At 43.5% G+C, this 26,731-nt stretch carries 18 protein-coding genes; 14 read left to right on the top strand and 4 right to left on the bottom strand.

What is annotated here, in order from left to right:
- Nucleotides 1-42 precede the first annotated feature (42 nt).
- Complete coding sequence (locus L2729_RS14540) at nucleotides 43-897, bottom strand: MurR/RpiR family transcriptional regulator (RefSeq protein WP_248988917.1); 855 nt, start codon at nucleotides 895-897, stop codon at nucleotides 43-45.
- A gap of 288 nt (nucleotides 898-1,185) precedes the next feature.
- Here L2729_RS14540 and zwf point away from each other — a divergent pair, with 288 nt between their 5' ends.
- From zwf to L2729_RS14520, 4 genes are read left to right on the top strand one after another with little or no spacing between them, the layout of a single operon-like run.
- Complete coding sequence (gene zwf, locus L2729_RS14535; RefSeq protein ID WP_248988916.1) at nucleotides 1,186-2,658, top strand: glucose-6-phosphate dehydrogenase; 1,473 nt, start codon at nucleotides 1,186-1,188, stop codon at nucleotides 2,656-2,658.
- Between the two features lie 9 nt (nucleotides 2,659-2,667).
- Nucleotides 2,668-3,372, top strand: a complete 705-nt coding sequence (gene pgl, locus L2729_RS14530; protein WP_248988915.1) for a 6-phosphogluconolactonase — start codon at nucleotides 2,668-2,670, stop codon at nucleotides 3,370-3,372.
- Nucleotides 3,373-3,381: 9 nt separating this feature from the next.
- On the top strand, nucleotides 3,382-5,208 hold the full coding sequence (gene edd, locus L2729_RS14525; protein WP_248988914.1) for a phosphogluconate dehydratase: 1,827 nt from the start codon (nucleotides 3,382-3,384) through the stop codon (nucleotides 5,206-5,208).
- A gap of 21 nt (nucleotides 5,209-5,229) precedes the next feature.
- Nucleotides 5,230-5,871 (top strand): bifunctional 4-hydroxy-2-oxoglutarate aldolase/2-dehydro-3-deoxy-phosphogluconate aldolase, encoded by a 642-nt coding sequence (locus tag L2729_RS14520; RefSeq protein WP_101092073.1) that lies wholly within the window; start codon nucleotides 5,230-5,232, stop codon nucleotides 5,869-5,871.
- A gap of 101 nt (nucleotides 5,872-5,972) precedes the next feature.
- Here the strand turns inward: L2729_RS14520 and eco are convergent, their stop codons facing one another.
- Entirely contained in the window at nucleotides 5,973-6,554 is a 582-nt protein-coding gene (gene eco / locus L2729_RS14515) for a serine protease inhibitor ecotin (protein ID WP_248988913.1), read from the bottom strand.
- A gap of 587 nt (nucleotides 6,555-7,141) precedes the next feature.
- Between eco and dmeF the strand changes: the two genes are divergently transcribed.
- The 4 genes from dmeF to L2729_RS14495 all read left to right on the top strand — a co-directional run bounded on the left by dmeF (nucleotide 7,142) and on the right by L2729_RS14495 (nucleotide 11,804).
- Nucleotides 7,142-8,116 (top strand): CDF family Co(II)/Ni(II) efflux transporter DmeF, encoded by a 975-nt coding sequence (gene dmeF, locus L2729_RS14510; RefSeq protein ID WP_248988912.1) that lies wholly within the window; start codon nucleotides 7,142-7,144, stop codon nucleotides 8,114-8,116.
- 28 nt (nucleotides 8,117-8,144) lie between these two features.
- Nucleotides 8,145-8,564, top strand: a complete 420-nt coding sequence (locus tag L2729_RS14505; protein ID WP_248988911.1) for a MarR family winged helix-turn-helix transcriptional regulator — start codon at nucleotides 8,145-8,147, stop codon at nucleotides 8,562-8,564.
- A 464-nt stretch (nucleotides 8,565-9,028) separates the two neighbouring features.
- The gene (locus L2729_RS14500) at nucleotides 9,029-10,654 is read left to right on the top strand and encodes a phosphoethanolamine transferase (RefSeq protein ID WP_248988910.1); all 1,626 of its coding nucleotides are present in this window, start codon (nucleotides 9,029-9,031) and stop codon (nucleotides 10,652-10,654) included.
- A gap of 106 nt (nucleotides 10,655-10,760) precedes the next feature.
- A complete protein-coding gene (locus L2729_RS14495) occupies nucleotides 10,761-11,804 on the top strand; it encodes a GGDEF domain-containing protein (protein ID WP_248988909.1) in 1,044 nt (347 codons plus the stop codon).
- A 76-nt stretch (nucleotides 11,805-11,880) separates the two neighbouring features.
- On the opposite strand, the gene L2729_RS14490 is transcribed toward L2729_RS14495, so the two are convergent.
- Entirely contained in the window at nucleotides 11,881-14,580 is a 2,700-nt protein-coding gene (locus L2729_RS14490; RefSeq protein WP_248988908.1) for a bifunctional acetate--CoA ligase family protein/GNAT family N-acetyltransferase, read from the bottom strand.
- Nucleotides 14,581-14,969: 389 nt separating this feature from the next.
- The gene (locus L2729_RS14485; protein ID WP_248988907.1) at nucleotides 14,970-17,210 is read right to left on the bottom strand and encodes a tetratricopeptide repeat protein; all 2,241 of its coding nucleotides are present in this window, start codon (nucleotides 17,208-17,210) and stop codon (nucleotides 14,970-14,972) included.
- Nucleotides 17,211-17,813: 603 nt separating this feature from the next.
- On the opposite strand from L2729_RS14485, the gene L2729_RS14480 reads away from it, so the two are divergent.
- The 6 genes from L2729_RS14480 to prpB all read left to right on the top strand — a co-directional run bounded on the left by L2729_RS14480 (nucleotide 17,814) and on the right by prpB (nucleotide 26,682).
- A complete protein-coding gene (locus tag L2729_RS14480) occupies nucleotides 17,814-18,701 on the top strand; it encodes a LysR family transcriptional regulator (RefSeq protein WP_248988906.1) in 888 nt (295 codons plus the stop codon).
- Nucleotides 18,702-18,794: 93 nt separating this feature from the next.
- A complete protein-coding gene (locus L2729_RS14475; protein ID WP_248988905.1) occupies nucleotides 18,795-19,895 on the top strand; it encodes an efflux RND transporter periplasmic adaptor subunit in 1,101 nt (366 codons plus the stop codon).
- A gap of 8 nt (nucleotides 19,896-19,903) precedes the next feature.
- A complete protein-coding gene (locus L2729_RS14470; protein WP_248988904.1) occupies nucleotides 19,904-22,978 on the top strand; it encodes an efflux RND transporter permease subunit in 3,075 nt (1,024 codons plus the stop codon).
- Nucleotide 22,979: 1 nt separating this feature from the next.
- A complete protein-coding gene (locus L2729_RS14465; protein WP_248988903.1) occupies nucleotides 22,980-24,455 on the top strand; it encodes an efflux transporter outer membrane subunit in 1,476 nt (491 codons plus the stop codon).
- Nucleotides 24,456-24,990: 535 nt separating this feature from the next.
- Nucleotides 24,991-25,650, top strand: coding sequence for a GntR family transcriptional regulator (locus L2729_RS14460; protein ID WP_248988902.1), 660 nt, complete (start codon nucleotides 24,991-24,993; stop codon nucleotides 25,648-25,650).
- Nucleotides 25,651-25,803: 153 nt separating this feature from the next.
- Nucleotides 25,804-26,682, top strand: coding sequence for a methylisocitrate lyase (prpB, locus tag L2729_RS14455; protein WP_248988901.1), 879 nt, complete (start codon nucleotides 25,804-25,806; stop codon nucleotides 26,680-26,682).
- Nucleotides 26,683-26,731: the final 49 nt, after the last annotated feature.

The following is a 26,731-nucleotide window of genomic DNA, read 5'->3' as shown; positions in this document are numbered from 1 at the left end:
CCGAGCATTGACTAAACTGTCCTAAAGCATGCCGAAAGCTACTTACAGAATGGGATCTTTGTCTATTCTAGATTCTTTCAATACTTCTTTTACTCGCTTCAAGTTCTCACGGAAACGAGGACCTCGTCTCAATGTAAATCCTGTTGCTAACACATCAATTATAACCAACTGAGCTAAACGTGAAGCCATAGGGAGGTACATATCGGTGTCTTCAGGGACTTCCATTGTTACAGGCAGTGTACAAACGGTTGAAAGTGGTGAGTTACGGGCCGTAATACCAATCACTGCGGCGCCATTCTCTCTAGCCAACTTTGCTACATCTATTAGTGACTTAGTTCTACCAGTATGTGAAATAAGTACGACTACATCGCCTTCATTACTGTTTATGCAACTCATACGTTGCATAAGAACATCGTCGAAGCATATGACAGGAACATTAAAGCGGAAAAATTTATTTTGAGCGTCATGAGCAACAGATGCCGATGCCCCAAGACCAAAGAAGGAGATTTTTTTCGCCTGGGTAAGAACATCAACGGCTTTATTAATCGCGCTGGTATCTATGCTCTGTCTCGCGGTATCAAGCGATGCCATAGATGACTCAAATATCTTTGTGGTATATGAGTCAGGGGTATCATCTTCTTCGACGTGACGACTTACGTAAGGCGTACCATTGGCGAGGCTTTGGGCAAGGTGCAGCTTAAAGTCTGGAAAGCCTTTAGTATCAAGCCGACGGCAAAAACGGTTTACCGTTGGTTCACTGACATCTGCCATTTTGGCAAGTGTAGCTATACTAGAATGAATTGCGGTTTGCGGTGAAGAAAGAATAACTTCCGCTACTTTACGTTCAGATTTACTAAAATGGGTAAGACTTTTTTGGACCTTTTCTAGGGTATTCATATACGTACGTCCACTCAATAGTAGTTTTATTATATCGTTATAGCGCCGTTGGTGGCTAAGCACCGAAGCTGACATTAAATTATAATGATAACAGGTACAAAGATGATAAAATTTAGTAATTTTATCACGAAAGCATATCAGAGATTGAGTCAACATACCTAATAGACTGAGTTGAAGTTTATTATAGAATTTAGATGCAATTACTAATTTCTGTTGTTATATTACAACAAATATGTGAATACTCATCAAAAATGGTGAGACACAGGATCAAAAGGAGATTTTGACGCTATGGGCATACCAACACCAGAAGCCAAAGCTTGTGATTTTGTTCTATTTGGTACCAAGGGCGACCTCGCTAAGCGGAAGTTGCTGCCATCTCTATATCAGCTAGATAAAGCAAACTTATTAAATGTAGAGACCAAAGTACTAGGCGTTGCAAAAGATGACTTTACTCAGGAAGAGTATCGTGAATTAGTTACAACGGCATTGAAGACATTTGTAAAAGACGAATTATGTGAAGAAACCGTAAATCGTTTTTTAGACCGCTGTCATTATATAGGAACAAACTTTACGGATTCTGAGGGGTATAAAGCATTCCATGATGTTTTAGAGCCTGAAAAAAGAGTGATGGTGAGTTATTTTGCTACACCTCCTTCAATTTTCGGTGATATATGCCGTTGCTTAAACGAACAAAATCTTATCTTCCCTGATTCTCGTGTTGTATTAGAAAAACCTATTGGTTCAGATCTCGCCACCTCTAAAATTATCAATGACCAAGTTTCTGCCCACTTCAATGAAGATCAAGTTTATCGAATTGATCACTACTTAGGCAAAGAAACGGTTCAAAACCTGCTAGCACTGCGCTTTGCCAATTCTTTGTTCGCTTCAAAATGGGATAATCGTACGATTGACCATGTGCAATTAACCGTTGCTGAAGAAGTGGGTATTGAAGGGCGTTGGGGCTACTTTGATAAAGCGGGTCAGATGCGCGATATGATCCAAAACCATCTACTGCAAGTACTGACGCTGGTTGCTATGGACCCGCCAGTCAACCTAGATGCTGATAATATTCGTGACGAAAAGGTAAAAGTGCTTAAATCACTTCGTCCGATAAACTCAGACAATATCCACGAAAATACCGTGCGTGGGCAGTACTCTAGTGGTTTCTTAAAAGGGGCTCCTGTTCCTGGCTATTTAGAAGAAGAAGGCGCAAATGTTCATTCTAATGCTGAAACCTTCGTTGCGCTGCGAGTTGATATTGATAACTGGCGTTGGGCTGGAGTGCCGTTCTATTTAAGAAGTGGCAAACGTATGCCGTTTAAGAGCTCTGAAATTGTGGTTTATTTCAAAAATCCACCGCATAACTTATATCGCTCAAACTACCGTAATTTGCCGCCAAACAAGCTGACTATCCGATTACAGCCTCATGAAGGGGTTGAGATCCAAATGCTAAATAAGGTACCAGGCCTTGGTGAAAAGCAGCGTCTTCAGACGACCAAACTCGATTTAAGTTTTTCTGACACTTTTAAAAATGAACGCATTGCCGATGCATATGAGCGTTTGTTATTAGAAGCGATGCTGGGTAATCAGGCACTGTTTGTGCGTCGTGATGAAGTAGAACAAGCCTGGACTTGGGTTGATGGAATCATCCAAGCTTGGGAAGAAACAGACGAAAAGCCTAAGCCATATCCTGCCGGTACTTGGGGACCTGTTGCTTCAATCGCCCTGATTACTAAAGACGGCCGTTCTTGGGATGAGTAAGGGATAAAGATGATTAAAGAAACTGTTTTTAAATCATTCGACAGCAAAGATGCGCTTGAAGCGCAACTTGCAGACCGAATCGCCAACCAGTTACAAGAAGCTGTTGATGCCAAGGGCAAAGCGAGTTTAGTTGTTTCTGGCGGTTCGACACCTTTAAAGCTTTTTGAGTTATTAAGTAAGAAGTCTATCGATTGGAATGACGTTTATATCACGTTAGCGGATGAACGTTGGGTCGACAACGACCATAGCGACTCTAATGAGAGGCTGGTTAGAAATAACTTACTTAAAAATCGTGCCGCTAGCGCCAAGTTTTGTGGTTTGAAGAATATGTACTCTACTCCAGAAGAGGGTCGAGTAATGACCATGGAGCAGCTGGCACATTTTCCAAAACCGTTTGATGTAGTCGTACTCGGTATGGGAAATGACGGACATACTTGTTCTTGGTTTCCTTGTGCAGAAGCACAAGAGCTTGAAAATGCACTAACAACAAATGACTTATGTGTAGCAGTAACCCCTGGTAGTGCTCCACATGCACGTATATCGCTTTCAAAGGCAGCCATTTTGGCTAGCCGTCAAATCTATTTACATATTGTTGGTGAACAGAAACTTGATGTTTATCGACTCGCGCTAGCAAACGATGACAGCAGTGAAATGCCGATCAGAGCGGTTCTCGATCAACATAAAACACCTGTCGATGTTTACTGGAGCGCCTAAGGAGTGATTATGCACACCGTTGTACAGTCTGTTACAGACAGAATTATTGAACGAAGCAAAGATTCCCGCGCAAAGTACCTTGCGGCTTTAGATGATGCAAAAAATAGAGGCGTTCATCGTAGTGCATTGAGTTGCGGTAATTTAGCTCATGGTTTTGCGGCGTGTAATCCCGCGGATAAATCAGCGATTAAACAGCTCACAAAAGCTAATATCGGTATTATCACCTCATTTAACGACATGTTATCTGCGCATCAGCCCTATGGCGAGTATCCAGATCTGTTAAAGCAGGCTTGTAATGAAATTGGCAGCGTAGCGCAAGTCGCCGGCGGTGTACCTGCAATGTGCGATGGTGTAACGCAAGGTCAGCCGGGAATGGAGCTGAGCTTATTAAGCCGTGAAGTTATCGCAATGGGCACGGCTGTTGGTCTGTCACATAATATGTTCGACGGCGCATTGTTGCTTGGTATTTGCGATAAAATCGTACCTGGGCTGCTTATTGGCGCACTCAGTTTTGGTCACCTTCCAATGCTGTTTGTCCCCGCAGGACCGATGAAGTCAGGCATTCCTAATAAAGAGAAAGCCCGCATTCGCCAACAGTATGCTCAAGGTAAACTTGATCGAGAAGCGCTGCTAGATGCTGAGTCAAAGTCTTACCATAGTGCCGGTACTTGTACCTTCTATGGTACGGCAAACAGTAACCAGCTGATGCTCGAAGTGATGGGTCTGCAATTACCCGGTTCCTCTTTCGTGAATCCTGATGATCCTTTACGTGAAGTCTTAAGTAAAACAGCGGCCAAACAGGTTTGTCGTCTTACCGAAATGGGCACGCAGTACACACCGATTGGACATATTGTATCTGAAAAATCAGTGGTTAACGGTATCGTCGCATTGCTAGCAACTGGTGGTTCAACTAACTTGACGATGCATATAGTTGCTGCAGCTAGAGCTGCTGGCGTTATTGTCAATTGGGATGATTTCTCAGAGCTATCTGATGCAGTGCCATTGCTGGCACGTGTTTATCCTAATGGCCATGCTGATATTAACCATTTCCACGCAGCAGGTGGCATGGCATTCCTTATTAAGGAACTGCTCGATGGCGGCCTATTGCATGAAGATGTGCACACGGTTGTAGGATTTGGACTAAAGCGCTATACGCAAGAGCCACAGATCAGAGATGGACAACTGACTTGGGTTGATGGGCAGCATACCAGCCTAGACGAAGAAGTATTAACCAGTTTAAATACACCGTTCCAAGTCAATGGCGGCTTGAAGTTATTGAAAGGTAACTTAGGCCGAGCGGTTATCAAAGTGTCAGCCGTGGCAGAGCAGCATCGTATTGTTGAAGCTCCAGCCATTGTGATTGATGATCAGAATAAGTTGGAAGCCATCTTTAATGCTGGTGACTTAGATAAAGACTGTGTTGTGGTAGTGAAAGGACAGGGGCCTAAAGCCATTGGTATGCCTGAACTACACAAGTTAACTCCCATACTGGGTACGCTCCAAGATCGAGGTTATAAGGTCGCTTTACTGACTGATGGCCGTATGTCTGGTGCATCAGGTAAGGTTCCTGCCGCTATTCACTTAACGCCAGAAGCGCTTGATGGAGGCTTAATTGCCAAAATCCATAATGGTGATTTAGTCCGTGTTAACGCCACTACAGGCGAATTAAGTCTTCTAGTTGATGAAGCTGAGCTTCTCGCTAGAACCGCTGAAAAAGTTGATCTACACAAATCAAGCTATGGCATGGGACGTGAACTCTTCGGAGCTCTAAGAGCTAGCCTAAGTAGTCCTGAGACGGGTGCCCGTAGTACTAGCGCCATCGATGAAAATTATTAAAGACTAAGGAAGAGTAACGCAATGCTTGAGAATAACTGGTTAATTCAACCACAAGATATTTTTGATCGCAGCCCTATTGTTCCTGTCATGGTGATCAATAAGATTGAACATGCAGTACCATTAGCAAGAGCACTTGTTGCCGGCGGTATTAGTGTTTTAGAAGTGACTTTACGCACTGACTGCGCATTAGAAGCGATTAGTAAAATTGCTAAAGAAGTGCCTGAAGCATTAGTCGGCGCAGGTACTATTCTAAATGAAGTTCAGTTAGCTCAAGCTGTAAAAGCTGGCGCTCAATTTGTGATCACCCCGGGCGCGACTACTGAACTGCTAAAAGCTGCAATGGCAGGGACTACGCCGCTGATCCCAGGTGTAGCAAGTATCTCTGAAGTAATGGCAGGCATGGAGCTTGGATATAAGAACTTTAAGTTTTTTCCTGCAGAAGCGTCTGGCGGTGTTAATGCCCTTAAAGCATTTTCAGGCCCATTAGCGGATATTCGTTTTTGCCCAACCGGTGGTATTACCCCAAGTAGTTACAAAGACTATTTAGCGCTTAAAAATGTTGATTGTATTGGTGGCAGCTGGATAGCGCCGACTGATGCAATGGAGCAGGGCGATTGGGGCAGAATCACAGCTTTATGTAAAGAAGCCATTAGTGCGCTTTAATCTACATTAGTTTTAGCTTGCTTTAGGCGAGCTATTTTAACTATACCTCTAAAGTAAAAAAGCTACCTATACGGTAGCTTTTTCTATATCTGCTGTTACAACTATTTCTGTTTATCACCTGAATAAGAAAAAGGTGATTCAACTTTCCAGATCCTATAACGTACTTGGCTATTTTCAGGCAGGTATATCACTTTAGGTAATCTGCTGTCATAGCGCATCTTCAAATCCGTTGTAATTGGGAGGAACTTCTCTGTTAATGCTTGATCAAAACAAGCCATCATCGTGCTCGGACCTGCAGATATGCTCTCTACTTCATAATAGCTATAACCCCAGCCCTGTACTGATTTTTGAATGACCTTTCCCGAAAGCCCATGCTTATTGCAATCGACCATTTTGGTTTGCCCGATTTGGATCTCTAGCATGTAGTCAGCTTCGTTCTCTAGTGTTTTAAGCGTCAGTATATGCTGGACTTGACCCTCTTTAGGCACAGGAAACATTTTTGAGTTTTCCTGTGACACGTAATTTGAGGCTGAATAAGTTTGTGCGTTAACCATCTGTTCATTTTCTCCACTCGGGTGCTTGGGTGAAGTTGCATTGGCTGAAAAAGCACAAGCGGAGAGTAGAAGACCTGATGCCAGCGTAAAAGAACGGGTTTGTTTGTTAGTCAATAAGTTGAAAATCATAATATCTCCAAAAATAAATATAGGGTGTACTTGTTTGATATACCTCTATAAACGGCATTAATATTGAAAAGGGTTAAATATTTCCAAAATAATTTAAACTTTATTTTAATATTTAAACATAACATATTAAAACAATGCCTTACTGTAATTCCCCTATGTTCAATAAAGGTATTTTTTGTGGTTTGAGTATTGCGATAAGCTTGATCACTAGTCCCTGTTTGGGAGTGTTGCGACGGAATCAACTGATCTTGCCATACTAAGTCTTTTGGACTTAGATCACATGATTTTTGTTCTTAGGTTGTCAGTTAAAAATAAATGAAGGATTATTACTTTGATTAACGAACTATATGGCATTCAAGTTAAGCGATAGTCAAACTAGTTGTATATCAAACAGAATGATGTTTAGAATCGAAAGATACAGACAAGCCTTTATCTGATCACTCATCTAATAGAGACGCTTACTAGGGTGCTTGGTCGATGATTAATCATCATTAACGCATAAAACAACTGATGACAAAACACTGATAACACAATTAGTGAAAGACATTAATTACAAGATATCGAACGTTGCATAAGGTACAGGGATTATGGGAAACACAGAACAATTACGTCAGCAATGGTCACATCAGCACAATTTTGCAAGTCACAATAATAGCGGTGAACGTAATACCGCAATCGTGCTGTTATTGACCGTGGTAACCATGTTTGCTGAGATTACAGCCGGTACAATTTACGGTTCAATGGCTTTACTTGCCGATGGTTGGCACATGGGCACCCACGCGGCCGCTTTTCTTATTACGCTGTTTGCGTACCGCTATGCACGTAAGCACGCCAATTCTGCTAGCTACTCATACGGCACCGGTAAGGTGAGTGTATTGGGCGGTTTTACCAGTGCCGTCGCGTTAGGCTTAGTTGCGCTGGTTATGTTGGTAGAATCGGGTGTTAGGATTTTTAATCCGCAAGACATTCACTTTGATCAGGCTATTATGGTTGCGGTTATTGGTTTAATCGTCAATATAGTCAGTGTGTTTTTACTAAAAGATCATCACAGTCATGACCACGGACATAGTCATGGACACGATCATGATCATAGCCACGATCACTCCGTTAGCCATGGCCATTCACACGGCCATGAAGATCATAACTTAAAAGCCGCTTACTTTCATGTACTGGCAGACGCCCTGACTTCATTGTTGGCAATCGGTGCGTTATTACTGGGTAAATATGTTGGACTGAACTGGCTCGACCCATTAATGGGCATCGTGGGCGCGGTGATCATCTCTCGCTGGGCTTGGGGATTAATGAGGCAAACCGCCCCCATTTTACTCGATGCCAGCATGAAGCAGAAACAGCTCACTGAAATAAAACAGATGATAGAACAAGAGGGCGATTGCTTAGTTGACCTGCATGTATGGAAAGTCAGTGCAGACCATTATGCAGCTAGCTTGATTATTGTCAGCGAAAGTGGCGCAAATAGTGACCATTTCAAAGATAAATTGGCACAAATTAAGGCCTTAAGTCATGTAACCGTTGAAGTGCACATGGCGAGTCAGGCACAATAAGCCCGAAACCGCTAAGGAATATTAATTAATGAAGAACCAAGACGATCATCTAAATCATGCGATTATCGAGTTTTATGAAAAGTTATCGTCTTGGGAAATGGCTGTAGTCAAAGATAATGGATTTAGCTTACCTCAAGTTCACATTGTTGAAATCCTAGGTCTTAATGGCCCTATGCGAATGAAAGAGTTGGCAGGGAAAATTGGGGTGACTACAGGCACGTTAACCGTTCAAATTGATAAAATGGTTAAAGCGGGTCTAGTGTTGCGTCGTGCTCATGAAACAGATCGACGCTCGATATTAGTTGAATTAACGGATCCAGGCCAAGTTATGTTTGAAGAGCACGACAAATTGCATATGCAGTTAACGACCGATCTCACGGTTCAATTTAGCGAAGCCGAGCGAGCGCAGATGTTAGACTTTTTTAATCGTATCAATAAGGAATTTTAATCGACTTAAAGCACCAAACCTAAACCCAAATGTTCAAAGTTAGTGCTAAACGTTCAACACTTGATCGCGAGTTCTTACTATGACGCAAGGATAGGTAATCTCGCCATTTAGGCCGCAAAAGCGCTTCATCTATTGTTTTACGCCTCCTCTTTATCTTCCTGTAAAAAACGTTATGAACTTATAGGTTCATTTGTTGCCTATAAGTCAGTACGCATAAATCACGCTACATCGTACTATTTTTAATACTCATTAATGCAAAGTAGATTGTCTTTATTGAAAGAAAGGGTCAAAAGCATTCATTCAACAAAGATCAAATGTTAGAATATCTTCAAACGCTCACTTTTAATTAAACTTTGTTACAGTGAGGTGTAAGTTTAAGTATTCATCATAATCACGCTGACCAAGCAGAATTTGGCTTAGTATCGTAACGTTATCAATCCCAAATAAGAAGAGAGTGTCTCATTGTGTTATCTCGTTTAAAAAGCCTTAGTAGCAATCAGTTCACTGTCTTACTGGCACTTTATTATGTCTGTATTTTTAATATTCCTTTTTTCCAAATTGTTAAGCAAGGTGTAGACAAGCAGGCTGATGTAAACTTTGTTTTTATTGCTACCATCCCACTATTTCTTATCTTTGCGTTGAGCTTTATATTCAGTATTTTTAGCCTTAAACATGTAGCGAAACCCTTTTTTATTGTACTAACATTGATGTCGTCGAGTGTTTTTTTTGCAGCGTTACAATACGGGGTTGTGTTTGATTACGGCATGATCGAGAACACGTTCGAAACCAATTATGCCGAAGCAGCGACCTATTTGAATTGGGCTTCAGGGCTTAATTTTATGCTCACTGGCGCTATACCTGCCTTGTTCATTTATAAAGCCAACATCCAATTTAAGCCATTAGCTAAAGAGTTGTTACATAAACTGGTCTTTATGGTCGTAATGCTGATTGGCATTGCTGTTATTGCTGTCTTTTTCTATCAGAACTATGTCTCTTTTGGTCGAAATAATGACATCATTAAGCGCAATATCATTCCAACTTACTTTATTGGCTCTACTGCTAAGTATATTAATATTAACTACCTGCAAGAGCCTATTGAGTATAAGCAACTAGGACTGGATGCTAAAAACAACACTGACAAAGCCAACGGAAAACCTAATCTAGTGGTGTTAGTGGTGGGCGAAACTGCTCGTGAGATGAACTACGAATACTACGGCTATGATAAACCGACCAATGCGCACACAGAAAACCAAGGCTTGCTAACCTTTAAGGACACAAATTCTTGTGGAACGTCTACAGCGGTGTCACTGCCTTGTATGTTCTCGCGGATGGATAGAGAAGATTATGAGTCAAGGCAAGCCAGAGCTCAGGACAGCGCAATTGATGTCCTTAATCATGCTGGGATAGCGTTAGATTGGCTAGATAACGACAGCGGTTGTAAAGGCGTATGTGACAATGTCGACAATATCGTTATTGATCGCAGCAGTGATCCTGAGCTTTGCAATGGACAGTACTGTTATGACCAAGTGCTACTTAACACGCTTGATAACCGTCTTGAAAATATCGAGAGTAAAGACAGCCTATTAGTACTGCACATTATTGGTTCTCATGGACCCACTTACTATTTACGTTACCCAGCAGCGCATCGCTTTTTCACGCCTGATTGCCAGCGCAGTGATATCCAGAATTGTAGCGATGAAGAACTAATGAATACCTACGATAATACTATTCTCTATACCGATTATATCGTCTCTGAAGTGGTTAAAAAGCTAGAGCAGCAGAGTGATAAGTTTGATACCGCAATGCTTTATATTAGTGATCATGGTGAGTCGTTAGGTGAAAGTGGCATGTACCTTCATGGTGCGCCTTATGCCTTTGCACCTGAAGAGCAAACCAAAGTGCCTTTTCTAGGATGGTTCTCGAAAAGTTTCGCCAAACAAAATCGCCTTAACCTTGCGTGTTTAGCGAAAGAAGCCGAACAGGGTGGTTATTCTCATGACAACTTATTTGACAGTTTATTGGGGTTGATGAACGTTAGAACTGAGGTTTATCAACAAGATAAAGATATATTCTCTCGCTGCCGTCAGTAAAGCTCATTCAAAAGCGTTAAATAAATAATAAAAGAGGATGGCAACATCCTCTTTTTTGTTTATTGTATTGATATGTATCAAGTTTAGAACTAGGGATGGGAATTATATGGATATGGCGCAACATTTGTCAGAGATAGAGCTGTCAGCGAGAATTTTACGGCACGCTGTCCCCAAAATGTCAGAATTGAATATCCCCGTCACCCCTAATAATTATTCAGTATGGTATGAATATTATTTAGGGATTAATTTGGATTTAAAGCGAGCGATCGATGGTTTACTCGCGAATGAAGTCAGCTTTACCGTTGATGTTAGCGATGGCTTATTTACCACTTATATCCAACAGCACTCCCCCGCAGTGATAGAAAATGTGCAGGTAGAGACGCAGATGTTGATTAATAGTCTGCTGTCTAAAATCGCAGGGATGAGTCAAGGCACTGTAAAGTTTTCAACCTCGCTTAAAACGTTTGATCAAGCGCTCAAAAATAATCCAAGCCCTGAAGTATTACAAACGCTAGTTGATGACATCGCCACAGAGCTAGATGACATTATTAGTGCCAATATCGCCATGGATGAAAGCCTCAATAGCATGAATCAGGAGGTGAGCGCGCTTAAAACAGAAATGCTTGACCTGCGCTCGGTTGCTATGACAGATCAACTTACCGCCCTTAATAATCGCCGTGCTTTTGACGAAGAAGTGATTAGTCATATCGACACCTTCAACCAACAAGAGTTTAAAAGCAGTTTATTGGTTGTTGATATCGACCATTTCAAAAAATTCAATGATGTACATGGCCATTTAATCGGTGACAAGGTGTTAACTTATGTGGCTCAAGCGCTAAAACAGAGCGTCAAAGGCGATGATTTTGTTGCGCGCTATGGCGGCGAAGAGTTTGTTATTTTATTGCATAATACTGGAATAGCCGAAGCCAAAATAGTTGCGGAGAATCTACGTAAAAAAATTGCCCAGCGAAATCTCACCATTGGTAAAGAGAAGAAACTGCCATTAGGTAATATTACCGTTTCAGTGGGCTGTGCATCACTGAAATTTAACGATAGCAAAGACAGTTATTTTATTCGCGCTGATGAAGCCTTGTATCGCGCTAAATCTGCAGGGCGAAACTGTGTGATAGCGGAGTCAGCAGTAGAGTAGGCTGCTGCGTCACTTTATCACTATCGATGTGGGCAGCTCCGTTGCTGCCCATTTGCAGATTGAGTTAAGGTGCCTGTTAAGGCTTAGGTTTTAAATCCATATGCATTTTAATTAAACGCTCCTCCATATCAAAAGTGACCGTAAAGCCTAAATGTTTAGCTAGACTTGCCATATTGCGATTTTCAAACAGGGTAAAGCCGGTCAAAACCTCAGTATCATTATCTTTGTAATAGCGAATCAGCTTTTCAAGCAGTAATTTACCGAGTCCCTGTCCTTGGTGGTTACTTCTTACCGCCATCGCAAATTCAGCCTCAGTGTTATCAGGATCGATAGAGGCCCTAATTGCACCTAAGGTAATATCCTCTCCATCTTCCCCTTTGGTGGTGGCAATAAAGGCCATTTCGCGAGCGTAATCAATCTGTGTGAGTACTGCCATCTCCTCATGGGTCATTTTAGAGCGAACCCCAAAATAGCGTTTATATCTATCTTCATCAGACAATGAGTTATCAAACGCCAAATGTTTAGGTTCATCCTCAGGCAAAATAGGCCGTAACATCACTTGATTGCCATTTTTAAGCGTTGCTAGTTGCTCAAGCTCTTTAGGGTACGGAGAGATAGCTAAACGGCCTGCGTTGTCTACTGGCTCTTTATGCAGTTGGATATTCACATCCAATAGCGTGATTGACGTGCCCGCACATAAAACAGGATTGAGATCTAACGAGGCAATCTCTGGGCAATCGATAATCAGGTGTGATATTTGCGTTAACATCACGCAAAGGGCATTCATATTGAGTCCAAGGGGGAGATGTCTATCTTTGAGCTTTTTAGTTTTGAGGGCTTGGATCACCATATAACGGGCCAAGGTCATGTTTAATGGCGGCAATGCAACGGCGGCATCCTTGGTTGGATCCCACTCAGAGCCACCTTCACCGAGTAATATCGCGGGACCAAACACTGGATCATTCGCCACAGCGACCCTAATCTCTTGTGCTCCGGCTGTTAGCGCCATTTTTTGTACTATGAGTCCCTCAACTCTGGCGTCAGGATTAAGCGAGATCACTCGTTCAATCATTGATTTTGCGGCATGCTCAACTTCTTGATCCGATGTCAGGTTTAACATCACCCCGTGTACATCAGATTTATGATGGATATCAGGAGACTGCACTTTTAACGCGATAGGGTATCCAGCTTGATTGGCTAAGGCTACAGCTTGTTCAGGACTACTGGCAAACCAAGTATCAATCGTTTTAAGGCCATAGGCGTTTAAAATACTGCGTGATTCATGGGTTTCTAAAATGGTTTTACCTTGGCTTAAAGCGTGTTGCAGTCTTTCACGCGCCACCTCGGTATTGGCTGGAATATTATCGGGGATCGATAGTGGCACTTCTTGCAGCAACTTTTGGTTACGGCGATATTCAACCATGTGCATAAAGGCACCGACGGCTCCCTCTGGGGTGCGATACGTTGGGATCCCAGAACGGGAGAAGTGTTTGCGCGCAGCATAAGCTGAATCTTCACCGCTCCAGTTGGTTAAGATATTGACTCTATTTCTATTGGGATGTTTTGCGATGGTATTGGCAATCTCTTCTGCTATCTGAACACTTTCGCCCAATGCTGAAGGCGAGTGCAAGATTAATATAGCATCCAAGTTATCGCTATCCATCATGATCTCAAGTGATTTGGCATACCTTTGTGCATCGGAATCCCCGCCAATGTCGACGGGATTTTGTCCTGACCAGCTTTTTGGTAAGAGTGCATTTAATCTTTGATGAATATCGGCCGATAACAGCGGTAACTTGCCACCGCTTAACATTAACACATCAAGAGCAAGTACCGCGGGGCCACCACCATTGCTGATGATCCCAAGACGCTCACCTTGTAAGGGCGCGGAGTGTGCTAACGTTTCTACCGCGGCAAAGAGTTCGATTAAGTCATTTACGCGCAGCATACCAGCGCGCCTAAAAGCAGCTTCGTACACCGCATCATTACCGGGGATCCCCCCCGTATGCAGTTGAGCGGCGTTGGTGCCTTCAGCGCTTCGGCCTGACTTAATCACTAAAATAGGCTTATTTCTAGATGCTGCTCTAGCAGCAGACAAAAAATGACGCTTCTCATTAACCGAATCGATATACAGCATAATGGCGTTGGTTTTTGAATCCCGACCTAAATAATCCAGTAGTTCATCAAAGTCGATATCATTGGCATCACCAAGAGAAATAAATGATGAAAATCCAATCCCCTTATTATTAGCCCAATCCAAAACTGTGGTGCATATTGCGGCTGATTGAGACACAAACGCAATTTTGCCTGGCAGGGCACTGGTGTGCGCTAAGCTGGCGTTAAGCCCCAAGTTAGGCAGGATCATGCCAAGACTGTTGGGTCCTAAGATTCGTATGCCATAACGGTTAGCATGCTGCTGCATTTGAGTCAGTAGGCTAATGCCATCTTCGGTTAACTCATCTGCCATCCCCGACGCCATCACGATAGCAACTTTACAGCCAAACTGGGCCAAGGTTTCGATAATGGCAGGTACACGGCTTGCAGCGGTGCAGATGATGGCTAAATCAGGTTTAAGCGGCAAAGCTTGAATATTTGGATAAGCAAGCACCCCCATTACAGCTTCATATTTTGGCGTTACAGGCATAATAGGCCCAGAGAAACCGCCTGAGAGCAGGTTTTTCATCAACACATTACCCGCTCGTTTGGGGTCATTTGAAGCGCCAATAATCGCGACTGATTTTGGTTTGAAAAGGTTATGAAGCGTACGTTGGCTCATGCACTTATCCTATAAGTCAGTATGTTATGAGTGTACATGAGCAGGTTGAATTATCCATAAGAGATTAGGGGCTATTGCTCTTTCGAGCTTGGTTTTTGTTCGATTCTTTACCGTGAACAATAATGATTCTAGAATAAAGCTTGAGCGAAAAGCGCGTAACGCACGCTAGTTCTAAAAGAATAGAAGCATTGAAACGATCCCGAAGGGCCGCGCTTCTTGGCTATTTTTACTGTGTTGTAGGCTATTTGTGGAGAATGACTAAACGACATAGCCTCCGCCTTGTCAAAATAGCCAATAAACTGCGGCAAAAACAACCGTGAAAGATCAACTGCCACTAGCCGTGTATACCCTCTATTTTAGCCTAAATTGATCATTATCAATGCGGCAAACTAGGGTTGGAAACGCGCCTTCAGTTGATTGACTGTATCTGCGGGTACCCGAGTCGATAACTGCTGTAAGCATTGCTTAGCCTGTGGGCTGTGATGACTTAGCATTAGCTCACATAAAGCATACAGGTACTGCGGATTACCACTGATCTGATAAGCTTTATCAAATGCGGCGCCCGCTTTGGCGACTGAAGTGGGTGTTATAGCAATGGCATACACATACCAAAATCGAGCGTTATTAGGTTCAAGCTCTGTTGCTCGGACAAGGTGTCCCATGGCTTTTTCCGCTTGTTTCGCCCGTAAAAGAGCAAGGGCCATACTGAACTGGATTGCGCCTGAGGTGGGTTGCGCCTTAATGCCTTGCTCGAGAGTGGTCAGTGCTAGCGTATCTTGTTCATTTGAGCGATAGAGATCAGCAAGATTGATATAGGCAGCTGCATAATTTGATTGCACAGCAATAGCCGCTTTATATTCTGTAACCGCTTGTTTTACTTTACCTTGATTAGCATAAAGATGCGCAAGGTTAGTACGAGCAAAGCCACGGTCGCCATTAAACCTTAAGATTTCAATATACTCAGCCAATGGCGCCGATAATTGCTTTTGCTGCGCAGAGGTCAATTCTGGCCAAAACCCCGCTAACGCTCCAGCAGCTTGACTGCGCACCATAAGGACATCGTCATTGAGCAGTGGCGCTAACATACGCCATCTGTCTGCAATTGGGTACGGAGTACTGCCTTGTATTGCGCCAAATCTTAATAAAGGGTCGTCATGGCGAGTCGCTCTTGCAATGGCGACCACCCCGTTTCTACCAGGATATTGCTGTAAGCGCTCCAGCGCTCCAGCGCGAATGATAGCTGCTTGCTGGTGGTCTTGGGCAATATAAGAAAGTTGATCTCCAGCCGTGGGCATACGCGCTCTAGCGCCAGCAAAAGCACTGCTAAAATGTTTTGCATCATAGGTGTTTATTGCTGGATACCAAGCGGTTGTTTTATCGACTGCCCACGCGATGTCTTGGTCTTGATGGCATTGATTACAAGCATTTGGGGTGCCTATGCGCTGAGAGTTCGCGGGTTTTGGAATACTAAAACTATGATCTCTCCGCTTATCTATTTGCATATAGGTTGTTTGTGGCATGTGGCAATTCACACATTGAGCGCCACTGCTATCGGCTTGATGCTTATGGTGCTCGTTAGTATCAAACTTAGCAGGACTATGGCATTGACTGCACAACGCATTACCTGGCAGTACCGTTTTTGTCGAATGGGGGTTATGACAGTTACTACAAACCACGCCATTATCATGCATTTTAGACTGCAGAAACGAGCCGTAAACGTAATCTTCATCGTAGATCTGGCCATCATCATAATAGAGATCTTGGCTAATCAGGTTTAACTGATAGCGATCACCAAAATCAGTATTAACTAATGGATTATTGTCGCTTATTTGCAGTCTGCGACTATGGCATTGAGCACACGTTTGTAATTGATCACTGGGTTGTGAACCTACTGGTTTTGCTGTGTGAATGGCGGTATCGGCCAAGTCACTCTTATCAGCATTGTCTTGCTGCCATGTCCAATTTGAAACGGGCTTGGCTAAGACTCTGTCGAAGCCTTTGGCTTGCGGCACTGAGTCAGCTGTTTTGTTCGCCCATGATAGATGCTTGCTTGCTGCCCCATGGCAGGCTTCGCAGCCGACGTTAATCTCGGAGAAAGTCGTGTTGAAGCGATCTTTTTCGAAATCGTAGTTCTTTTTAACATTGGTTGAGTGGCAGTCTGCACACATGAAGTTCCAATTTTGGCCTACATTCTGCCAGAAAAAATCATCATGTTTAGCGCTAGTGTCAGGGTATAGGTGGAACCATTTCTGCCCGCCTTTTGCGACTGGGCGGTTATCCCATGCAAAAGGGATGAGTTGCACACGTCCATCTTCAAACTCAACCATATATTGCTGTAATGGCTCGATACCAAAGGTATAGCTGATTTTAAAATCGTTGAACTGCCCGCTGCCATCTTCGATATTGACCCAGTATTCATCACCTTGAGTAAAAAAACGGTTTTGCTTACCTTGGTACGTGAATTGAGTACTAAAATTTGCCGCAACTGATTGCTTATTGGCGTGTTTCATTGCCATATCGTGATCAGAACCGCTCCAATCGTTAAAAGCTTGCTGATGACACTGTTCACATTCAAATGAACCGACAAACTCGGCTGCAATGATGTGTTGAGTGGCAAATAAACTTATCAACGTAAATGTCAGTAATGCCCAGCCTTGAAACGCACTTAGTCTTAGCTTCTTGCTTAGCAAACTTTTGATAATCAGTTCCTTTTGGTATCAAATAAACATGAGTCTTATTCGACTTTACACTTAAACAAGATCTTGAGAAAGGGCATCAATACCCCCTTTATTGTTTTTGAGATGTTTTTTACAGCTTATGCGGTCATCTAATATTGGCAGGGCTAAGCAATGATCCTTAATCAAATGACATAAACAGCATTGATGGTTGGCAGTGTTTGATGCCGTTAATTGCTAATAGCGCAAAGTGTAGACAAGAAGTTATGCTGGCTTTGAAGCGTCCATAAGCGCTAGCTCCCGATATCCTATCTCGAATTATTAGCGCTATAGCCTCGTGCGCAAAAATGGCTGAGTAAAATTATTGCTGAAATCATATCGGCTGGTAACTTTGCGTATTTTAATCTGTGCGTTAATGCACATAGCGGCAGACAACACTATGACCGCATGTTAAAAACCGTTATTGTTCTAAACAATCTTAGTCTTTTGATGGCAGATACTTTTTGGCATCAATTTCCTCTGTAATACAGATAAATAGCACGATAAAGGCAGTTTAGTATGCGCATAGAAGATCTAAAGTTATTTACGATTGTGGTTAAGCTAGGCAGTTTTACTGCGGCAGCTAATGCTTTAGATCTGCCCCGCGCCAACGTCAGTCGACGAATAGGCGAATTGGAACGAGCACTCAATGCGCAACTCTTTTTCAGAACCACCCGCCAACTGAGATTGACTCAACATGGTGATGCTTATTATCACGAGTTATTAACGGTGCTCGAGGGCTTTGAGCAAGCCAAAAATAAGCTGCTCGACATCGATGACAAACCCGTTGGAAAAGTGAAAGTGGGGTTTTTACCTGAAAGTGATGAAGCTTTGCAGCCCGCATTGGCGAAGTTTCAGCTGTTATATCCACATATTGAACTGGATCTGCGGATCACCAATAACTATGTCACCGATATCTATTCTCAAGCTCTCGACTTTGTTCTTCATGCCGGTAAAATTCAAGACTCGGGCTTTATCGCTCGGCGTTTGCTCAGTCTTGGACGGGCAATATATGCGAGCCCTGAGTATATCCAAGACAAAGGCGAGCCCAAGTCGTTAGCAGAACTGGCACAGCACCAAGCCATTTGTTATCGCTGGCCTGATGGAACACTGGATGATAACTGGGATTTAATTACTGATACCGTTAAAGTTAATTGCCGCTTTAGTTGTAACCATATGGGTTTTGTACGGCGAGCCATTGTTGGCGGGCAGGGCATAGGTTTTATGCCTCCACTATTTGCATTAGCGGCAATTGAAACCAAACACTTAGTACGGATCTTACCTGAGTATGAATCTAAGAAAGAAGATGTTTGGCTTATCTATCCTGATAGAAAAGGGATGAGCTTACCGACTCGGCTATTGATTGACTTTTTATTACAAGAAATACCAGAACGTGCGAATTTGTAATGAAATTCGTGACAGTGTAGTGCAGGAAAGACTGATTATCTTGCAAAGTTAAACGCATACACTCTCTCCCAATAGTTCCATTGGGAGAAAATAATGAACCACCCGACGTCGAAAATCGTAAAATTTGCTGTTGTACCACTTGCATTAGTGATCACTTCAGCCTGCAGCCAGGCTCCAGCTTCTGTGCACATAGATATGTTAAAGCCTGAACGCCCCGTTCAAGTGATGACATTGGACAATACACAGCAAGCCAATATTAAACAATTTTCAGGCGTACTTGAAGCGACACAAACTGCAAATTTAGCCTTTAAAGTCTCGGGGACCATCGAAGCTATTCTGGTGAAAACCGGCGATGTCGTCGAAACAGGCCAAGTGTTGGCAAGGCTCGAACCTCATGATTACCAAGTTAATGTGGTTGAGTTACAAGCTCGACTAGCTGAAGCAAATGCCGCCCACCACCTCGCAAAAGTTGAACTCGACCGAGTCAAACAAGCCATCGCTGATGATGCTATTTCTAAAGTGAATCTAGATAGAGCCCAAAGCGCCTTTCAGCGTAGCTTAGCCATGGTCGATGTTGTGACGCAGAACCTGCAAAAAGCCCAAGATGCTCTCGATTATACTGAACTTAAAGCCCCCTTTAGTGGTGTTATAGGCGCAAAGTTTCAGCAAACATTCGAACAAACTGCGTCAGGCGCGGTGGTCTTTTCCCTGCATCAACCTAACGAGCTAAAAGCCATTATCGATGTGCCCGAAAATTTGATGGGTCAGTTGATGCTGTCACAGCAAGCATCGGTTAGCTGGCAAGGAGAGGAGGGGCTTACGTCAATACTTAGCGCAATGGACACCTTGCCCGATCCGATTAAACAGACTTATAACGTCGAATTTGTCATTGAACAGCCAACAGATGCGTTGCCAGGTAAAGCAGTTAATGTCGCAGTGAGTTTCAACAATGAACAGGTCAATTACTGTGTACCTTACGCGGCGCTGATCCAAGATAATGCAGGTAAAAGTGTTTATGTCGTTAAAAATAAAACGGTTATTGAAACCGCCGTTACAGTGCAATCCCTGCAGAGTAACAGTGTTTGTTTAAGCGGAGATTTACGTGTGGGTGACGCCATCGTTACAGCCGGTGTTAATTATCTTCAACCCAATCAAACGGTCACTAAAACCGTTGTTAAAGCTTTTAGCTATTAGGAATTATGATGAATTTAGCTGAATTTGCGATTAAACAGCGTCTGTTTGTGCTGTTCTTTAGCGTGTTATGTGTGATTGTCGGTATCATTTCCTATTTTGAGCTGGGTAAGCTGGAAGACCCTACTTTTACGGTTAAAAGCGCAGTCGTCGTGACGCTTTACCCCGGTGCTTCTGCAAAAGAAGTTGAGTTACAAGTTACTGATAAAATTGAGACTAAGCTACAAGAAATGGGCTCAGTGTGGAAGCTACGCTCTTTGTCTCGTCCTGGTAGTTCGATGATTTTTGTCGATTTAAAAGAAACGACGAATTCTGATGAGTTGCCACAGGAGTGGGATTTACTGAGACGTAAGGTCAATGACGTTAAGCTTACTTTACCTGTTACCGCGCAAATCAGCATAGTGCAAGATGAGTTCTCGGAAGTGTACGGCATGTTATTTAGTGTCTATGGCGAGAACGCCCAGCCTGAAGCGTTACGTCAATACGCAAAAGAGCTACAACGTCGAATTAAGACCGTTGATGGCATTAAGAAAGTCCAGCTTCACGGGGTGCAAAGTCAGGCGGTTTATATTGACCTTCCTGATGCGCGATTAGCCCAGTACGGGATCTCTTCTGCACAGGTGATTAATCAGTTAGCAACCCAGAACTTAACTTATAACAGCGGCAGTTTTGCAGCTGACAATGAGCGTATTCGTGTTGACCAAAGTAGCGCCTTTAAGTCCATTGATGATATTAAAGCGCTCACGATTAAAGGCGGGTTCGGCGACTACAGCACAGGGCTGCTAAGACTGGGCGATATTGCCGATGTCAGCTTAGGCTACCAATCACCCGCAATGACTTTGAGTCGTTTCAATGGCAAGCAAGCCGTTACACTGGCCGTTAGTCCGGTTCCGGGAATTAACGTCGTTAGCTTGGGTGAAAGCTTAACCCAGATCATTGCTGAATATCAGCAAGAGCTTCCGCTAGGTATTGAAATTGGCACTATCGCTTTTCAGCCGGACGAAGTGCAAAAGTCTGTAGAAGATTTTGTGGTGAACCTACTTGAGAGTGTCACCATTGTATTTGTTGTCTTGCTTATTTTTATGGGCTTTAAGAGCGCAACCATTGTTGGTGGCAGCTTAGTTTTTACCATCTTGTTAACCCTTATTTATATGTACCTTGCAGGAGTCGACCTTCAACGCGTCTCATTAGGAACCTTTATTTTGGCACTGGGCATGCTAGTCGATAACGCGATTGTTATCACCGACCTGTTCGTGGTGAAGTTAAATAAGGGCATTGATCGCACTAAAGCTGCAGTTGATTCAGTCAAAGAGACATCTAAACCCCTATTTGCAGCCACAATTATTGCCATCATGGGCTCAAGCCCTGTCTTGTTTTCGCAAACGGATTCGGGTGAATTTGCCAGTTCAGTGTTCGTGATTATGTGTTCCTCACTGCTATTTTCGTGGCTTGTGGCAGTCACTCTCACACCGCTATTGTGCTGGTTATGGATAAAGCCAAGCACGAAAACGGTGGATGCTAACGTCAAACCAAGTCGCTACCAACTAGCGGTTAACTGGACGGTGATGAATCCAGTCAAAGCGATTTCTATGGTAGCACCGCTATTATTGGTGACTGCGTTGGCAGCCCCTTATGTCGCTATCAATTTTATTCCTAGTTCTGACCGTCCTATGGTCTTCTTAGATTACTGGTTGCCTAATGGCGCCAAGATAGAAAGCACTTCAGCTGACATGAAGAAAATTGAAGGCTGGTTGATAAAACAACCTGAAGTGACGGTTATTTCGAGTTACGTAGGGGCAAGTGCACCAAGATTCTCAGTCACAGTAGAACCAGAACCTTTTGATACGAGTTATGGGCAAATCGTGATTAATGTTGTTGATTACGAGGGTATTGAGTCGCTCACCAAACGGGGTGATATATGGCTGGCAAATAACTTTCCGGGCTCTGAACCTCGCTTTAGAAATCTGAAGCTGGCGACTAAAGATAAATATAGTGTTGAAGCGCGTTTCTCTGGCCCTGATCCACAGGTCCTGCATAGATTGTCGGCTGAAGCACAAGTTATCATGCAGGCGAACAGTAATACCAAGTATGTACGTGATGACTGGCGTCAGCTGAGTAAAGTGATTAAACCAGTGGTAAACCAGGAGCAGGCGCGCCGAGCAGGTATCAATCGCACCGATATTTCCCTTGCGATTAAGCGAGCCACAGAAGGCGTAACTGTGGGTACATTGAATCAGGGAGATCAGCTAATTCCTATCAGTTTCAGAAGCGCCAATGCTGATCTCAGTAGCTTAGAAACCTTACCTGTTCGTTCATTGCTAGGCGTTAACAGTGTGCCGTTAGGGCAGGTGGTTGATAGTTTTGAGCTGAAGAGCGAAGAGAGCATTATCTGGCGCCGCAACCGTGTGCCGACAATTACAACCCAAGCGGATGTGTTTGATGCTACGCCTGCTGTAGTACGTAATCAGATAAAAGATCAAATTGAAGCCATTAAGCTCCCTGCGGGCTATGAATTTAATTGGGGCGGTGAATACTACGATGAAAACCGTACTATCACCGACACGTTAAGCCAGTTACCTAAAGCGCTACTGATGATGGTGGTGATTATGGTGGCGATGTTTAATGGCTTTAAGCAGCCTGCAATTATTTTAATCACTCTGCCACTGGCGGCTATAGGTGTGACTTGGACCTTACTCTTGCTAGATAAACCCTTTGGCTTTATGGCGTTGATTGGTGCCATTACGCTATCAGGCATGATTATCAAGAATGGTATTGTATTGATGGATCAAATTGAGCTTGAACGGGCTAATAATAAGCCATTACAAGAAGCAGTAAAAGCCGCAACTCTTAACCGTACGATGGCGATCTCTATGGGCGCACTGACGACAGCGTTAGGGATGATCCCTTTGCTGAGCGATAGATTGTTTGACCAAATGGCGGCAACGATTATTGGCGGCTTAGCAGCGGCGACGGTGTTGTCACTGTTTATTATGCCGGCCTTCTACTGCCTGTTTTATCGCAACTGCGATGATAAGGCAGAAGCAACTGACCCAATACTTTCTAGCGCTGCTGTGGAGCAAAAATAATATGAATCTCTTTAAAATTGCGCCGTTAGCGATTGCTATGATCATGACTGGTTGCGCTGTAGGACCTGATTATCAGGCGCCGACCACTAGCTTAGACAGCGAATATTTATATCAAGATACGGCAGGGACGGTTGCTGGTGAGCGAAGCGCTGCTAATACAGATGCATGGTGGACGCAGTTCAATGATCCTATTTTGAATCAGTTGGTCATTGATGCGCAAAATCAAGCGATCCCGCTAAAGATCGCAGCGCAACGCATCAGAATGGCACAGTCTTATCAAAGTGCTATAGAGTCATTTAAAGTGCCTACGGTTAATCTGGGTGCAGGTTTTGGTAACTATCAGATCAGTGACAATGACCCTTTACTCGGGGGCGCAATAACCGCGACTAACCCTATTAGTGGTGAAGAGTTGGGCTTGGTTGATGATAACAATAGCGCCTTCTTTGCGGGAGCGACCATTGCGTGGGAGGCGGATCTCTTTGGCAGAATAGACAGGCTAGCCAATGCCGCCGCTATCCGCAAAGAACAGATGGTTATAATGCGTGAAGGCTTAACAACACTGATTACTTCTGATGTGATCCATAATTATCTGCAAATGCGTGGCGCTCAAGAACGTAAGCAAATTGCACTGCACACGGTTGAAGATCAAGAGAAGACGCTAAAATTAGTACAGTTAATGGTTAAAAGCGGTTATGGATCAAAGCTTGATGAAGCACGTGCTAAAGCCATGTTGGCAGTGACAAAATCTGTAGTGCCACAACTTAACATTGCTGAAAATGCCCATAAACAGCGCTTAGCCATCTTGCTAGGTGAAACGCCAAAACAGGGAGAACAACGCTTTAGTCAACCTATGCCACTGCCTAATTTTGAAGGTGTGATCCCAACAGGCTTACCATCTGACTTACTTAATCGCAGACCGGATATCAGGATTGCCGAGCGCGAGATGGCGGCCCTCAATGAAGAGCGCGCTGCAGCCATCGCCGCTCAATATCCAAAAGTATTCTTAACGGGGGCTCCTGGTGTTTTGGCAAAAGACTTTGACGACTTGTTTAGCAGTGACTCCATAGCATGGGCAGGTAGCATAGGTGTCAGTTGGAATGTGTTTGATGGTGGTCGAGGTGACGCCATTGTTGAAATGCAAGAGGCACGGTTCGATTCCAGTGTCCTCAGCTATCAACATGCAGTGATTGCCGCTTTTGGTGAGGTTGAAACCCTATTGCAGGGCTACGGCTATAGCCAACAATATGTGCAACTTGTCAGCGAAGCTGAAGCTGAGACCACTAATGCGGTCAATAAAGCCAAATCACTTTACAAAGCGGGACTCAGTGGCTATTTGTCTATTTTGGACGCGCAGCGTCAAGAAAATATGATTAAAGACCGTGTGGTAGCCGCAAAATTACAAACTGCGCATATGACCATTGGCCTCCATAAAGCATTAGGGGGTAACTGGCAGGTAGAGAGCATTCCAGCTCACTAATCATTATTTTTAGTCAATCTATAAAAGCAGCACTCAGTGCTGCTTTTTTTTGTTGGAAACAATTGTTAAAAATGAGACACCTAATGCAACTAGCCTAAGACCGTCGCATTTGGTGTTCTCGATAAAGGGTATTGTCGACACTTGCTGGCATCATGCTAGTGCCGGCATTGTCCTCACAGTGAAAATGTGACTGGTGAAATCAAAATCAATAAAGAACAGTTTTAATTCAATTGTCTAATACTCTACCTCTTGATATTTAATCTGTAACTTTCATGTAACCTCATGAATTTAAACATTACAGCAGTAATTTTAATAACTGATTATGATATGTGTACCCCTTTGTGATACTGCTATTGAGTGCTAAAAAATAGAGATCCTTACTGTCAGTTAAATTTGCCATATTTATGTGAGTGAACAATAGTTGTCCATTATGCTTTACTCTACTTTGTCGACAATTTAGGGTTGAAGTGTTGACTAGATCACATAATGGCGCTAGATTGTCGACAATCCTTTTAGCAGAACTCAACGATGGTTTATGACATTTTTCACCGAACAGCCAGTAACGTCAGCAGATAAGACCTTTTTTCAACTACGTAAAGATATCGTAGAAGGGGCTATATTGGCGGGTTCTAAGCTAAGTGAAACCGAGTTGTCGACAAAGTATGCCGTGAGTCGAGCGGTGATCCGAGAAGCGATTAACCGTTTAGAGGCAAGCCATTTAGTTGAGCGCAAAGCCAACGTTGGTGCAAGAGTGGTGACATTAACACCTGAAGGTTTGATTGAGCTTTATCAGGTCCGTGAGTCACTAGAAGGCATGGCAGCACGCTTAGCGGCACAAAATATGACCGATAGCGAAATAGCCGATCTGCAATCGCTGCTCAATTCTCATTTTGAAAAAGTGCAATCGGGCCAGTCTTATTATCAAGAAGCGGGTGATGTCGATTTCCATTATCGCATTATCCTTGGTAGCAAAAACAAACACCTTATTTCGATGCTGACGGATGGTATTTATCATCTTGTACGCATGTATCGCGTTCAGTTGGGAATGAGTGGACCGCGTGTGACCACCGCTTTTGATGAACATAAACACATAGTACAAGCGATTTGTAACCGAGATGCGGAGCTCGCTGAAATGCTCATGCGCCGTCATATCTTGTATTCAAAATCGAGTATCGAGAGCAAGCTTTTGAGTTAAATAGCTCAGCGAATAGTGAAACCGTTAGATCATAAAAACGTAATCAATAGACCGTTAAGTCATCATTATCATCTTCACAGAGCCCAGCTTGTATAAGCTATTTATACAAGTCGTTTAAACAAGCTGTGTGAGCAACAAAGAAAGGAACAGCACATGAGCGCAGGTAAGAAGTTTCGCGAGGCACTAGTGGCCAATAGTCCGCTACAGATTGTCGGTACCATTAATGCTTATTCAGCGATGATGGCGAAAAAAATTGGTCACCAAGCTATTTACTTATCAGGTGGCGGTGTTGCGAACGCATCGTACGGCTTACCTGATTTGGGCATGACATCCCTAAACGATGTGATTGTTGATGTGCAGCGTATTACTTCTGCATGTGATCTGCCGTTGTTAGTGGATATCGATACTGGCTGGGGCGGCGCGTTCAATATCGCCAAAACGGTTCGCGATATGGAAAAAGCCGGTGCAGCTGCTGTGCATATGGAAGATCAAGTTGCGCAAAAACGCTGTGGTCATCGTCCAAATAAAGAGATTGTTTCAACAGAAGAGATGGTCGACCGTATTAAAGCGGCTGTCGATGCTCGTACCGATCCAGATTTTTTCATCATGGCCCGTACAGATTCATTCGGACAAGAAGGACTTGAAGCGGCCATTGCACGTGCTAAAGCTTATGTTGCTGCTGGCGCCGATGGTATTTTTGCGGAAGCGGTTAAAACCGAAGAACATTACCGCGCCTTTGCTGACGCGCTGGACGTGCCTATTCTTGCCAATATCACTGAGTTTGGCCAAACCGAACTGTGGAACAAAGAGCAGTTAGGTGAGTGGGGCGCGTCTATGGTGCTTTATCCATTAAGTGCGTTTAGAGCCATGAACAAAGCAGCGGAAATGGTTTATACCTCGATTCTAGACAATGGCGACCAAAAGGCGGTGGTTGATTCTATGCAAACGCGTATGGATCTTTACGACTACCTTGGTTATCACGACTATGAGCAAAAGCTTGATAGTTTATTTGCTGAGGGTAAAAACCTTTAAGCAAGCAGCAACACGCTCGACAGCAGTACCTTACAACACAAATCTAAAG

Source organism: Shewanella gelidimarina (genome assembly GCF_023283945.1).
Taxonomy (GTDB): Bacteria; Pseudomonadota; Gammaproteobacteria; order Enterobacterales; family Shewanellaceae; genus Shewanella; species Shewanella gelidimarina.
This window is presented reverse-complemented; position numbering and strand designations above follow the sequence as displayed.